The sequence below is a fragment of the Anaerovibrio sp. genome (genome assembly GCF_051866355.1).
Classification (GTDB): domain Bacteria; phylum Bacillota; class Negativicutes; order Selenomonadales; family Selenomonadaceae; genus Anaerovibrio.
On sequence record NZ_JBJDWZ010000094.1, the window covers coordinates 1 to 13,651 of the forward strand.

The following is a 13,651-nucleotide window of genomic DNA, read 5'->3' on the forward strand; positions in this document are numbered from 1 at the left end:
ATATCGGCGGACAGGACATGAAGTGCTTCTATGTCCACAAGGGCAGCATTGGCAGTATTATTCTGAATGAGGCCTGCTCGGCGGGGTGCGGCTCCTTTATCGAGAACTTTGCCCAGAGCCTGAAGCTGACGGCCGGTGAGTTTGCGGCGAAGGCGCTGGAGTCAAAGGCTCCGGTGGACCTGGGCACGCGCTGTACGGTATTCATGAATTCCAAGGTCAAGCAGGCCCAGAAGGACGGGGCAGAGGTGGGGGATATCTCCGCCGGCATTGCGCTTTCCGTCATCAAGAACGCCCTGTTCAAGGTTATGCAGTTGAAGGATGTCAGCACCCTTGGCGACAATATAGTGGTGCAGGGCGGCACTTTTTACAATGATGCGGTGCTGCGCTCCATGGAGCTGCTTCTGGGCAAGAACGTTATCCGGCCTGATATCGCCGGGCTGATGGGGGCTTATGGTGCGGCTATTCTGGCGCTGGAAGCGGGCGGCATCAGGTCCGGGCTCCTGCCGGCGGAGGAGCTGGAAGGCTTTTCCGTGACGACCCGCTCCTTCCGCTGTCATGGCTGTGGCAATGCCTGTCTGGTGACGGTGCAGAACTTCCCTGACGGGGGGCGCTACTTTACCGGCAACCGCTGTGAGCGCGGTGCCGGCAAGGAAAAGAAGCAGTCACAGGTGCCGAATCTTTACAGATTCAAATATGACAGATTGTTTAATCACTACCGGCCTTTGCAGGCGGCCGCAAGGGGCAGGATCGGGATTCCGCGGGTGCTGAACATGTACGAGGACTACCCTTTCTGGTTCACCCTGTTTACGGAGCTGGGCTATGAGGTGGTGCTGTCCGGCGAGTCCTCGGCCCACATGTACTACAAGGGCATGGACACGGTGCCGTCCGATTCCCTCTGCTACCCGGCCAAGCTGGCCCACGGCCATATTATGGATCTGGTGGAAAAGGGGCTGAAAAAGATTTTTTATCCTTGCCTGCCATACAACATGGAGGATGAGGAAAACAGGTCTGACAATCACTTTAACTGCCCTGTCGTTGCCTCCTATGCGGAGAACATCCGGGGTAATATGGATGTTCTGCAGGAAAACGGCATAGAGTTTATCCAGCCGTTCCTGCCGATTAACAGCCCGAAGCACATGGTCAGGAGGCTGTATCAGGAGCTGGGTGAGCGCGAGGGCATCAGCCGTGCCGAAATCAGGTCTGCCTGCGAGGCGGCATACGCCGAGCTGGAAGGCTACCGTCAGGAGGTGCGCCGGAAGGGGCAGGAAATCCTGCAGGAAGCGGAAAGAACCGGGCGGCATGTGATTTTGCTGGCCGGACGCCCGTACCACATGGACCCGGAGATAAACCACGGCATTCCGGAGATGATCCAGTCCTACGATTTGCCGATTATCTCCGAGGATGCGGTGTACCATCTGCCGGTTCATTCCGAGCCTTTGAAGATTGTCAACCAGTGGAGCTATCACGCCCGCCTGTATCATGCGGCCCATTATGTGGCGGAGCATGACAACGTGACCATGATTCAGTTCAGCTCCTTTGGCTGTGGCCTCGATGCCATTACCACAGGGCAGGTGAAGTCCATTCTTGAGGAACATGAGCGGATTTACACCATGATCAAGCTGGACGATGTGAGCAATCTGGGGGCGGCGAGGATACGCCTCCGCTCCCTGATGGCGGCGCTGGCAAGGAGAAAGCCGGTGAAGTTCCAGTCGCTGGAGATTGCGGAGCGGCCGCGCTTTACGGAGGAGTGCAAGCATAAGCACACAATCCTGGCACCGCAGATGGCGCCGATTCACTTCGAGCTGTTCGGGCCGGTGCTGAAAAAGTTTGGCTATAATGTGGTGATTCCGCCAATGCCGCGCTCCGCGGTGGATGTGGGGCTGAAATATGTCCACAACGATATGTGCTATCCTGCCATCGTGGTTATCGGTCAGCTGATTAATGCCGTTCAGAGCGGTATATGCGACCCGGACAACACATCCATCATGCTGTTCCAGACCTGCGGGGCCTGCCGCGCCACCAACTACATGAACGTGCTGCGCATGGCCTTGAAGGATGCGGGGTATCCGCAGATTCCTGTCTTTGCAGTCTGGGGACTGGAAACAGACGCCTTCAAGCTGGACAGGGACAGCCTGACGGAAGCCATCAAGGCGGCGGTGTACGGCGATGTGCTGATGAATGTGAAAAACCGCACCCTGCCTTATGAGCTGAACAAGGGGGAAACCCAGGCTGTCTATGACAAGTGGATGGCGAGGTGCAAGGAAGAGCTTTCAAGGGAAAAGAGCGGCTACAAGCGGTTCTCCGCCAACATTCACGCCATGGTGCGGGATTTTGAGGCGATTCCTATCGATGAAACGCTGTGGAAACCGAAGGTGGGCATTGTCGGCGAGATTCTTGCCAAGTACCATCCGGTAGCCAACAATCACATTGAGAGGGTTCTGCTGGAAGAGGGAGCCGAGGTGGTCATGCCTGACTTCGTGGACTTCTTCATGTACAGCGCCTACGATGCCGTGGTGAAGCGCGAGCTTCTGGACGGCAGCCTCAAGAGCAAGCTGGTGGCCCAGATGTTCATTCATCTTATGGAGTTCTACCGCCGTCCGGTGCGCAGTGCCATGAAAAACAGCAGGCGTTATCTGCCGCCGCATACCATCGGTGAGATTGCCAGACTGGCCAAGGAGCATGTCTCTTTGGGCAACATGGCCGGTGAGGGCTGGTTCCTGACCGGTGAAATGGTGAAGCTCATACGCCACGGCGTGCCGAATGTGGTGTGCCTGCAGCCATTTGGCTGCCTGCCGAACCACATCACCGGCAAGGGGGTTATCCATAGCCTGCGGAACCACTACAAGGATGCCAATATTCTGGCGATTGACTGTGATGCGGGCGCCAGCGAGGTAAATCAGCTGAACCGCATCAAGCTCATGCTGTCCGTGGCCAAGGAGAAAAATCCGCATCTGGCAGACGGAACCGGCAAGGGGCAGAAGAAAGCGTGATACGTAGATACTATGAAGAAAAAATTTAAGGCGACGATTGCCCTTGCCATCAGCGTGGCAGGGGCGGCGGGCACCGCCGGGCTGGCCGGAGCGGGCTTTTGGGGCGGCATGCTCCACAACGGCTTTCTGGCCGCCACCATCGGCGGCATGGCAGACTGGTTTGCCGTGACGGCGCTGTTCAGAAAGCCCCTGGGGATTTCCTACCGCACGGAAATCATCATCAGGAACCGGCAGAGGATTATGCAGGCAATCGTTGATTTTGCCGGTAATGATTTGCTGGGAGCGGATAATGTTATGAGGTTTGTCCGCCAGCAGGATACGTCACTGTTTCTGCGGGAATTCCTGCGCAGCAACGGCCGGGACAAGCTGCTGCCGGCTGTGGACAGGATGGCGGTCCAGCTGCAGGGAAGCCTGCAGCCGGAGGTGCTGGCGGCGGGTATGGCTCCCGGCTTGTGCCGCCTGCTGGACAGGGGGCTGACGGACAGGCTGGCGGCGGGCTTTTTGCAGGAGCTGTCAGAGGAGGAAAGCGCGAGGAAGCTGCTGCACCTTCTGGCGGCCGCCGCGGAGGAGCTTTTGAAGGAGGAAGAGCCGAAAAAGCTGCTGGCCGATTATGCCGATGCCGTTCTGAACGAGTATGGGGAGGCCGTCAGCGGCAGGGCCTTTCTCATGGGCATGATAGGACTGGACGGCGAAAGGGTGGCTGACGCCCTGTGGGACAAGGCCACGGCTTATCTGCGGGAGCTGGCGGAAGATCAGGAGGCCGAGGCAAAGGCCACAGACTGGCTGTCCGGCAGAATCCGCGAGCTGGCGGAAAACGGCCCGGTTGCAGGCAGGCTGTCAGAGGCCATGCAGTCCTATTGCAGCCAGGAGCGGCTGTCTGAAATGCTGGAGGGCGTGCTGGCAGGGTATCTGTCCGACGGCGGCCTGGCGCGGTGGATACATGAGCAGGCCGTTTCCTGCATGGAGCAGTTTATTGCCAGCAGTGACATGCAGAAAAGGGCCGATGCGGTGCTGAAGGACTGGCTGGAAACAGAGCTGCGGGGGCATCACGATGTCCTTGTCGGCATGATAGAGGAACGCCTGAACAGGCTTTCCGACAAGGAGCTGACGGAGTTCGCCGAGGAAAAGGTGGCCGATGACCTGCAGATGATTCGCATCAATGGCTCCGTGGTGGGGGCACTGGTGGGCATGGCGCTTTATGCGGTGGTATATACAGCGGGGCAGGTGTTGGGATGATGATATGGCAGAAATGGAACAAGGCTGATAAGACCCTGCTGGCCGCTGCCGTGGTGTTTGCGTTTGCCCTGTGCCTGAATATCCAGTACAAAGGAAATGTTTTTGCGGCAGGCTTTCTGTTCTGTGCAGAGGCAGCGCTGGTGGGCGGCATTGCCGACTGGTTCGCCGTGACGGCGCTTTTTGAAAAGCCGCTGGGCTTTCCGTGGCATACGGCGATTCTGCCCCGCAGGCGGCAGTCTTTCATCGAGGCGACCGGCAGGATGCTGCAGAAGGAGTTTTTTGGCAAGAAGGTATTGCTTGCCAAGGTAAAAAAGGTGAATTTTGCCGCCAGACTGCTGGCCTGGCTGGCAGAGGACGCCAACAAGGATATGCTGGCCGGCTGGCTGGCTGCCAGAGGGGAAAAATGGCTGAAGGCTCACGATGACCTGCTGTCGGACAGACTGGGGGGGCATCTGAAAGAGCTGGCCGGGACCGATGTGCCATCAGAAAAGGTAAGGAACTTCCTGCTTTATGGGGTAAGAAGGCTGGAAGAGGGGGCACAGAGGCCTGAGTTTGCAGACAGGATAAGGGACGGCCTTGAGGCGTACATTGAATCAAGGCTGCAGGGGCCTATGGCCATGATGATGGCAGGCTTTGCCCAGTCGGTAAACATGATCAATACGGAAGAGGCTGCCGGGCTTATCCGGGATAAGTGCCTTTTGTTCCTGTCGAGGGTTCAGGAGGAGGAATCCGAGGAAGCCGGCCAGCTCATGCTGGCGGCAGAAAAATTTTTGCAGTTTTTACAAAAAAATTTTGCCGCAAAGCAGGAATTAGACAATGTTTTGTTGAATTCTGTAAAAAGGTTAAATCTGAGTGAATATTTGTTCAACACAACTGATGAAGCCAACGGAGCCGATGCTCCGGATGTGCGGATGAAGGAACTTTCCAGGGGTATGATAGAGGTGGTATATGGGATGCTTTTGGAAAACGGTTCCCTGCAGGCTGAGCTGAACGGCATCTGCTATCAGCTGACGGCCCGCGGTGCCATGCAGGCGCAGGAAATGCTCGGCAATATTGCCGGCGATGTGCTGGGGACTATGACGGATGAGCAGATTAATCGCTTGATTTACGACAAGGCCGAGCCGGATTTGCTGTGGATACGGATGAATGGCTCTATAGTGGGAGCCGCCATCGGACTTGCCATCTTTGCAATAATGCAGTTGATTTAAAAAAGGCGGAGGGTTCTAAAATGAAGGGGAAATTAATTTTATGTCATGTGCTTTGCACAGCTGTAGGGTGTATTGCAGGCGCACTGGCTGCGTCCGGCATAGGGGTGCCTGGTGGGGCTGTCCTGGCCATCGCAGTGGCCGCAGTTCTGGGCAGTATAGGCATCAGCAGGGTGGTTGCAGAGGAGGAAGGGATTCCGACCATGAAACCGGTGCTGAAACCGGCGGTGAAGAGCCAGGCGGAGCAGCCTGCTCCTGCACAGGCCGAAAGGAGTGCCGCTGTGCCTGAGCTGAAGGTGGATATTCTTGGCCTGTCCGAGGAGATGGCCTTTGCTTCCCAGCAGCTGGTATGGGGTATCGGCCAGTTCCAGACTGCCCTGAACAAGCTGGGTGAGCTGGCTAAAAACATCAGCGCCCAGTCGGAGGGCAATGCCAGCAGTCTGGAGGAGGCTTCCGCAGGGGTTATGGAGATTGCCACAGCGGCCAGCGATATTTCTGAAACAGCCCAGTCCAGCTTGGCCCAGTGCCAGTCCTCCACCAGCCTGGTGGAGAAGTATCAGCGGGAAATCAACGAGGTCAGCCGTGCCATCAAGAATGTGGGCGGGGTTGTCCAGAAGGCCGTAGGGGAGATTAACGAGCTGAATAATGCCTCTGAAAAGATTGCCAATTTTGTGGAGAAAATACGCGGTATTGCCAGCCAGACTAATCTGCTGGCCCTGAATGCGGCAATTGAGGCCGCCCGTGCCGGTGAGCATGGCAAGGGCTTCGCCGTAGTGGCTGAGGAGGTGCGTAAGCTGGCGGCCGAAAGTGAGGAAACCACCAAGGAGATAGAGGAGATTGTCAACGAGATTACCGGCACTACGGCCGGTGTTACCAAGCGGATGCAGGAGGGCAGTACCCGCCTGCTGTCGGTGGAAACCATGGCGGATGAGTCTGCCTCGGCCATGACCGAGATGGTAAGCAACATCCATACTATTGAGGATGTGGTTGATAACCTCAGCAATATGTCCAGCAGACAGCGTGATACCACGGACGAAATGGCCAAGGTGATTGAGACCATCGGGCAGGCTACCGTGGATATTGCCGCCCATACCAGGGAAACCAACGACAGTGTGGGACACCAGATGCACAATATGGAAGAGATTCATCAGTATGCCCAGTCGCTTCTGGTGGTGGCCGAGCGTTTGCAGGAGTCGGCAGTGGCCTTTAAAAAGCCGAATGAGCTGATTTTTGCCATCAATCCGTTTACTGCGCCGGAGAAGATACGTCAGGAGTATGTGCCGATTCTGATTGAGGTAAGCAGGCAGATTGGCTACAGGGCGCGTACTATCATCGTCAACGATTATGATGCCCTGGGCACAGCCCTGAAAAACGGCACGGCCGATATTGGCTGGTTCTCGCCTGCGGCCTACGTTTCCACCAAAAACCAGCTGGACATCCATCCGCTGGTTACGCCGAAGATGAACAACGCCACTTCCTATACGGGCTATATCATCGTCAAGAAGGGCAGTGGCATAAATTCTCTGGATGATTTGTCCGGCAAGAGCTTCGCCTTTGTGGATAAAAAATCTGCTTCCGGCTACGTGTATCCGAAAGCCGCCCTGCTGGAGAACGGCAAGAACCCTGATACGTATTTTTCCTCCACCAGCTTCAAGGGCAGCCATAACAAGGTAATTGATGCGGTACTCAGCGGTGAGGTGCAGGCCGGTGCCACCTATTCCGATGCTTTCGAGGCGGCCGGTGCCAAGGCATCTGACAATCTGGATATTATTTTCAGGACGGATCCGATTCCGAAGGATGTAATAGCTGCGGCTCCGAAGGTGCCTGTAGATGTACAGGTTGCCATCACCAAGGCCTTCGAGGAAATCCGGGAGGGTGTCGGTGCCGGTGGCAAGGCTATGCAGGATGCTAAGATTAATGGCTTCGTGAAGTCGGATGATACCAAGTATGATGTGGTAAGAAAGGCATTGGCACACAGCTGATGCCCGCTTGTGCCGACGGGTTTATGCCGGAGGCTGTATGATGCAATAGAAAAAGAGATTGTCCTCAGCCTGATATGCTTCCTGCCGTGGAGGCGGATGAGATATCAGCTGGGACAATCTCTTTTTTTGTTTAAGCGCCTTTAGCCGTTGGCTCCGGTTCGGGCCATTTGAGCCGGTGTCTTCGCCTGAAACGCCGGGATAAAGCGGAATTTCCTGCCGGGGGTGATGTATTTTATCAGCCGCTGTTCCAGCGGAGAAAGCTGTCCCAGCAGGTTGACGCGGTGGTCAGGGGGCAGGGGTGTCCTGATAATCTGCAGTTCCCCCTGATAGCGCTGATAGAGCCTGTTGTCCAGCGTGATTGCCCCGGCAGGGCGGGACATACCGGCATTGAGGGGCGGTATGTCAGGCATCCGGTGCTGGCCGAGCAGCTGGCTGGTTATGCGGCGGCTTTCGCAGGTGCGCAGTACATCCTGCGCCTCGTCCGGGCGGGAGGTAAATGTGTGGCGGCACAGCTCCTGTTCCAGCGGGGAGATTTCCGGCCGCCATTCCGGCGCGAGGGTGACGGCGGTGCTGTCAAGGGCGGCAAGCTGTGCCAGCTCCTGCTCATCAGGCAGGGAATCGGCAATAAATATGCTGTCCATGCCCATGGCGGCAAGGTGGCGTATGGCAAAGCCGAAGCCGGACTGCCTGTGCAGCTCCAGAGTTGGCAGGCCCGCCTGCAGGGGACTGCGGGGGCGGTTGAAGCTGGGAACAAAAGCGCCGGTTCTGATGCCGTGGCTCTGCAGAAGCTGTGTCTTTTGCAGGGCAAAGGCTTCGGAGAGGCCGGTGTTTTCCCGCGGAAAAAAATTGTGCAGGGCTTCCAGCCTGTCCGGGCGGCAGTGGTGCCGCTGCAGCTCCAGCAGGGTGCTTTCATTCAGGACGGAGGCGTTAAGCTGCAGGCTTATATCGTAGGGATTGCGGCTCAGCCCGGCTATCTGCTCCGGGGTAAAGCCGTCGTCCAGCCGCAGTGTGCGGAGCCCGAGGCTGTGAAGCTCCGGCAGGGAAAATGTATCGATGCCGAGAATGGCGAGGCTGTCAGGGGAAACATCGGAGATTACATCCATGTTCAGGCTGCCAGCCAGCTCCAAAAGCTCCTGCAGTCCGGCCTTAAAGCCCTGCCTGCTGGTTTCAGGTATCTGCAGGGAGGTAAAAATCCTCGTTATGCCCAGTTTGGCGGCGGAGCGGACAAGGGCGAGGTTTTCCTCGCGTGTATTGTCCAGCCCCGGATAGATGGAAATGCCTTTTTTCATCATGCTTCAGCTCCCGTTGCGTCATTCCCGGTTTCCTCCGGGTCATCAAAACCGGCAAACCAGGTGATGAGGAACCCGGCTATGTAGGCGGTCAGAATGCCTGCCAGATAGATGAAGGGCTGACTGGTAACGGTAGTCAGGGGCAGGCCGGAGATGCCTATGGCGGAGGAACCCACAGAAAAGGCCGCCTGTACGGCACCGCCAAAAGCACCGCCGATGCAGGCCGTAATGAAAGGCCTGCCCAGCGGCAGGGTGACGCCGTAGATGAGTGGCTCGCCGATGCCCATAATCCCCACCGGCAGGGCAGAGAGAATCGTTTTTTTCAGCAGGCGGTTCCGGGTCTTGAAATAAATGGCCACGCAGGCGCCTATCTGCCCGCAGCCGGCCATGGCCAGAATGGGCAGGAGCAGGGTGACGCCGTATTCCTGAATTAGCTGGACGTGAATCGGCGTCATGGCCTGATGAATGCCCAGCATGACGATAGGCAGCCACAGGCCGCCCAGCACAAAGCCGGTCAGGGCGCCCCCCTCGTGAATGGCCGCGGTCACGCCGCTGCCGATGGCGGAGGCAATGATGCCGCCTAGAGGCTGCAGGACAAACAATGCGGCGAATCCGGCAATCAGGATGGTCAGGAGAGGTGTCAGCAGCAAATCCAGCATGGAGGGGATGATTTTCCTGAGCCGCAGTTCCAGCCATGCCCCGAAGGCTGTTACGAGCAGCACGGCGATGATGCCGCCCCGTCCGGGCATCAGGGCTTCCTCGCCCAGCATGATGTCCTTCAGGGCGGGATGGGTGATTATGGCGGCCAGAATGCCGCCGAGGACAGGGGAGCCGCCAAATTCCCTGGCGGCGTTAAAGCCGACAAAGAGGTTCATGCCGTAGAAGATTCCGTTGCCCATGACTGAAAGCATTTTTACCCATGCCATGCTCCCAAGGGACGGGTCGGCCTTTAGCAGCAGGTTGAGAAGACCTGTAATCAGGCCGCAGGCAATAAAGCCCGGAATGAGGGGAATGAAGATGCGGGATATTTTTTTCAGCAGCAGCTTGAAGGGAGTGGCGTTACGCGCCCGTATGTCGGCGTGGAGCTTTTCGCCATCCCCGATGCTGTAACTGCCGTGTCCGTCGGCGGCCCGATGGCGGCTCAGGAGGGCGTTGAAGGCGGCGGCGGTTTTTTCGGCGGCTCCCGGCCCCAGTATCACCTGCAGCTCCGTATCGGTTGCATGGACGCCGATAACTCCCTCAAGGGACTTCAGGGCACCGGCCATTTCCGGCGTAGCCTTGTCCAGCTGCAGGCGAAGCCTCGTCATGCAGTTGCCGGCATGGCGGATATTCCGGGCAGGGCCGGTTATCTGATAGATTTTTTCGGCCAATATTTCATAATTCATGTATCATACAGCTCCTTTTTATCAATTGTGCAATCAGCTCACTATGGGCTCAGGCTTCCCTGCAGTTTCGGAGCGCCCTGGCTACGTAGCCGTCGGCGGCATCCAGCTTCTGTCTGGCCGTCTGTACATCCAGGCCGGAGAGCAGGAGGAATACGGCCAGCTTTGCCTGTCCCTCTGTGCGGCTCAGGGCTGCTTCTGCTTCCTCACGGGAGCAGCCTGTCGCTTCCATGACAATGCGCCGGGAACGTTCAGCCAGTTTTTGGTTCGTGGCCTGCACATCCACCATCAGGTTGCCGTACACCTTGCCGAGCTTTATCATGACGCCGGTGGAGAGCATGTTCAGCACCAGCTTTTGTGCCGTGCCTGCCTTGAGGCGGGTCGAACCGGTGATTACCTCCGGCCCCGGCAACGGGCAGATGGTGAGCCCGGCTTCCCTTGACATGGGCGAGTCCGGACTGCACACCAGGGCAATGGCGGCCGCTCCCTTGGCACGGGCATATTTCAGGGCACCGATGCTGTAGGGGGTTCTGCCGGAGGCGGCCAGTGCTACAAGGGCATCCTTTTCAGTCAGGCCGGCGGCCGCCAGATCGTCAGCGGCCAGCTGCTGGTCATCCTCGGCGCCTTCCTTGGCTACAAACATGGCAGCCTTTCCTCCTGCAATCAGTCCCTGCACCAGCTCCGGCGCTGTGCCAAAGGTAGGCGGGCACTCGGAGGCGTCCAGCACCCCCAGCCTGCCCGATGTGCCTGCGCCTGCATAAAAAAGACGGCCGCCCCTTTTCAGCCTGTCCGTGATTAGGTCAATAGCTTTCGCTATGGCAGGCAGCTCCCTGCCGACAGCGGGGGCAACTTTGGCGTCCTCCCTGTTGATGACAGCCACCATTTCCAGTGTCGTCATGGTGTCAATATGACGCGTGGCGGGGTTGATTTTTTCCGTGGCCAGCTCTTCAAGCTTCAGCATAATATCATCTCCTGTTCTATGTTCTGATTATCTGCGGCCAGATAGGTTTTTTGGTCTTGTTTTTTCAGAAACTTGTTCAATTTTATTAATTTTTATGGCATACTTCCTATTAGTTATGATAAAATAAGTAGTGTATAAATGCAAGCTGCGTTGCAGGCACGAAATAGAAATTTACAGACAGCTGCTCTGGCTGCATTGGTGGGTAGAATGATGAAAAATGGATTGATATCATGGCTGGTAAAAAATCACATAAAGCATGAGAGGGATATAGACAAGGTGCTGGGGGCGCTGGCTTTTGTCGTCAGGCAGGATGGCGTCGTCAAGGTCCAGGGGGCAAATTCTGTTTTTGAGAAGATGCTGGGGTGGACGAATTACCTATGGAGCCAGGGGATGGATATTGTCCACCTGATGCCGCCGGAGGCACAGAAGCGGTTTTGTGCTGTCCTGGATGCGGCCAGCCAGAAGGTGTTTGTCGAATTTACGGAGAACATCATGTTCCGCACCCTGATGGGGACGGTTATCACCTGTCGCATACATGTCTGCTGTGTATCTGTTTCACCGGCCGAAGCCAGCTATGTCATGCGGGTCAGCTACAACAAGCAGGAGCAGATAAAGGAGGCCCTGTTTACGGAGGCTCTGCGTCAGAGCAGGGTAAACTGCTGGTATTGGGACATGAGCCAGGGCTCCGTCATCTTCTTTAACACCGATATACCGGAGGAGCCTCATGCCGGGGTTCCTTTTATGAACGAGGAATGCGTGTCCTTTGAGAATTTTCCCCAGGGCATGGTGGATGTGCTGAAATTTGTGGGCGATTCCCGCACGGCTTTCATGGATTTTGTCAAAAAACTCCTGACCCGCGGCCAGTCTGAGGATTTGTCATTGGAGATGGCTTTGGAGACAGATGACGGCAGGCAGGTATGGGTGAGCTTCACCGGGCAGATTGTGCGGGATGAGAAGCACACGCCTGAGTACGTTATGGGCACCTGGAAGAACATCACCGACCAGAAAGCGGACGAAAAGCATAAGAACTGCCTGATGGGTACGCTGCGCAAGGAATCTGTATATGACATCACGGTAAATCTCGACAAGAATTACTTCGTTGCTGACAGCAGCCTGGAAAAGTGGATGGAGGAGACGCGGGTGTTCTCGCCTTATTATGATCAGGCTATCAGGGAGCTGGTCAACGAGCGCGTCGTCAAGGAGGACAGGCAGAAGCTGCTGGATTTCTTCAATCTGGATACCCTGCGTGAGCTGCCGGATGATGAGAACTTTTCTATCGAGTATCAGCGCAGATATAACGGCAAGACAAATTGGTTCAAGGTGACTATCAATACCTTCTGTTTGGATGAGTTTTCGGACAAGTGGATGTACGCCCTTGTCTATGATATTGATGCCAGCAAGCAGCGGGAGCTGGTGCTGGAGCGGATGGCGGCTACGGATGCCCTGACGGGCCTGTACAACCGTGCTCATTCGCTGGAGCTGATGGAGCAGTATATCAAGGAGCATGCCGATATGCCGACGGCCGTCATGTACATGGATCTTGACAATTTCAAGAATGTCAACGATACACTGGGGCATGCGGCAGGTGACAGCCTGCTTATCTGCGTGGCCAATGCCATGCGCAGTTATTTTGGCAATGATGCGGTGCTGGGGCGCATTGGCGGCGACGAGTTCATCATGATGTACCTGAATGCTGACAAGAGCTATGTAGGGCAGATGATGAGCGATTTTGTGAATTATGTGGGAGATAAGTGCAGAGCGGAGTGCCCGGACGTTGGCGTGACGGTTTCCCTGGGCTACGTACTGCACCCGGATTTTGGCGACGATGTGGCCATGCTGGCGGATCTGGCTGACAAGGCACTGTATGAGGCCAAGCATCATGGCAAGAATACGGCGGTGGAATACAACAGCAGGATGCGATAAAGGCCTGATGTGCGCCGGTTCGTGCGGTATGGCGTGCCGCGCAGGGCATGATGTGGCGCGGAATCAGATGAGGTAAATAAGACAGGTGCAGTATAACAGGATAGGGGTGAGAGCATGGCAGTGAACGGAGTTTTTGCTTCCGGGGACAGCGGTGCATGGGACTGGCTGAACAAGGCAAATAATAATGCGGGTAATAGTGCAGACGGTAATGTGAGCAATAATGCTTATGGGGCTGTTGGCCGGGAGCAGGAAGAGGATGGCTACCAGTCACCGGCGGAGATGCGGAAAAAGCTGAATGGGCGGAAGTCCACGCCGGAGGAATGCGAAACCTGCAGGAATCGCAAGTATCAGGACGGCTCTGATGAGATGGTTTCCTTCAAGGCGGCAGGGCATATAGCGCCTGAGTCTGCGGCGGCAGTGGTGATGGGGCATGAGCAGGAGCATGTGTCCAATGCCTACCAGAAGGCCGAAGAGGGCAACGGCGAGGTTGTCCGGGCTTCCGTGCGGCTCAAGACAGCCATCTGCCCTGAGTGCGGGCGCACCTATATTTCCGGCGGCGAAACCAACACCCAGATACGCTATTACAATGAGGATAATCCTTATCAGAAGGATATGAAGGAATCTGATGCAGATAACAAGTACCGCGGCGCCAACGTGGATATCTCTGCCTGATTTTTGTTACA

9 protein-coding genes are annotated in these 13,651 nt (G+C 56.5%); 6 read left to right on the forward strand and 3 right to left on the reverse strand.

The genetic code is table 11. The features are described 5' to 3' along the window. From ACI3UA_RS05125 to phnD, 4 genes are all read left to right on the forward strand, one after another. A partial coding sequence (locus tag ACI3UA_RS05125) for an acyl-CoA dehydratase activase-related protein (protein ID WP_439723756.1) occupies positions 1-2,990 on the forward strand: 2,990 nt, incomplete at its 5' end. Between the two features lie 12 nt (positions 2,991-3,002). Next, positions 3,003-4,226, forward strand: coding sequence for a DUF445 family protein (locus ACI3UA_RS05130; RefSeq protein WP_439723757.1), 1,224 nt, complete (start codon positions 3,003-3,005; stop codon positions 4,224-4,226). After that, on the forward strand, positions 4,223-5,434 hold the full coding sequence (locus tag ACI3UA_RS05135; protein WP_439723758.1) for a DUF445 family protein: 1,212 nt from the start codon (positions 4,223-4,225) through the stop codon (positions 5,432-5,434). Before ACI3UA_RS05130 ends, ACI3UA_RS05135 begins: the two co-directional genes overlap by 4 nt. A gap of 20 nt (positions 5,435-5,454) precedes the next feature. Beyond that, positions 5,455-7,413, forward strand: coding sequence for a phosphate/phosphite/phosphonate ABC transporter substrate-binding protein (gene phnD, locus ACI3UA_RS05140; protein WP_439723759.1), 1,959 nt, complete (start codon positions 5,455-5,457; stop codon positions 7,411-7,413). Positions 7,414-7,553: 140 nt separating this feature from the next. Here phnD and ACI3UA_RS05145 read toward each other — a convergent pair whose 3' ends face one another. From ACI3UA_RS05145 to murQ, 3 genes are read right to left on the reverse strand one after another with little or no spacing between them, the layout of a single operon-like run. Further along, positions 7,554-8,702 (reverse strand): DUF871 domain-containing protein, encoded by a 1,149-nt coding sequence (locus ACI3UA_RS05145; protein ID WP_439723760.1) that lies wholly within the window; start codon positions 8,700-8,702, stop codon positions 7,554-7,556. After that, positions 8,702-10,087 (reverse strand): PTS transporter subunit EIIC, encoded by a 1,386-nt coding sequence (locus ACI3UA_RS05150; protein WP_439723761.1) that lies wholly within the window; start codon positions 10,085-10,087, stop codon positions 8,702-8,704. Before ACI3UA_RS05150 ends, ACI3UA_RS05145 begins: the two co-directional genes overlap by 1 nt. 49 nt (positions 10,088-10,136) lie before the next feature. After that, positions 10,137-11,045, reverse strand: coding sequence for an N-acetylmuramic acid 6-phosphate etherase (gene murQ, locus ACI3UA_RS05155; protein ID WP_439723762.1), 909 nt, complete (start codon positions 11,043-11,045; stop codon positions 10,137-10,139). A gap of 210 nt (positions 11,046-11,255) precedes the next feature. Between murQ and ACI3UA_RS05160 the strand changes: the two genes are divergently transcribed. Together ACI3UA_RS05160 and ACI3UA_RS05165 are read left to right on the forward strand one after the other, a co-directional pair. Beyond that, positions 11,256-12,968, forward strand: a complete 1,713-nt coding sequence (locus ACI3UA_RS05160; protein ID WP_439723763.1) for a diguanylate cyclase domain-containing protein — start codon at positions 11,256-11,258, stop codon at positions 12,966-12,968. A 114-nt stretch (positions 12,969-13,082) separates the two neighbouring features. Beyond that, entirely contained in the window at positions 13,083-13,640 is a 558-nt protein-coding gene (locus ACI3UA_RS05165; RefSeq protein WP_439723764.1) for a hypothetical protein, read from the forward strand. Positions 13,641-13,651: the final 11 nt, after the last annotated feature.

Coding starts and splice junctions, on each gene's coding strand:
- ACI3UA_RS05130 (WP_439723757.1), top strand. CDS start 3,003: ATGAAGAAAAAATTTAAGGCGACGATTGCCCTTGCCATCAGCGTGGCA.
- ACI3UA_RS05135 (WP_439723758.1), top strand. CDS start 4,223: ATGATGATATGGCAGAAATGGAACAAGGCTGATAAGACCCTGCTGGCC.
- phnD (WP_439723759.1), top strand. CDS start 5,455: ATGAAGGGGAAATTAATTTTATGTCATGTGCTTTGCACAGCTGTAGGG.
- ACI3UA_RS05145 (WP_439723760.1), bottom strand. CDS start 8,702: ATGAAAAAAGGCATTTCCATCTATCCGGGGCTGGACAATACACGCGAG.
- ACI3UA_RS05150 (WP_439723761.1), bottom strand. CDS start 10,087: ATGAATTATGAAATATTGGCCGAAAAAATCTATCAGATAACCGGCCCT.
- murQ (WP_439723762.1), bottom strand. CDS start 11,045: ATGCTGAAGCTTGAAGAGCTGGCCACGGAAAAAATCAACCCCGCCACG.
- ACI3UA_RS05160 (WP_439723763.1), top strand. CDS start 11,256: ATGAAAAATGGATTGATATCATGGCTGGTAAAAAATCACATAAAGCAT.
- ACI3UA_RS05165 (WP_439723764.1), top strand. CDS start 13,083: ATGGCAGTGAACGGAGTTTTTGCTTCCGGGGACAGCGGTGCATGGGAC.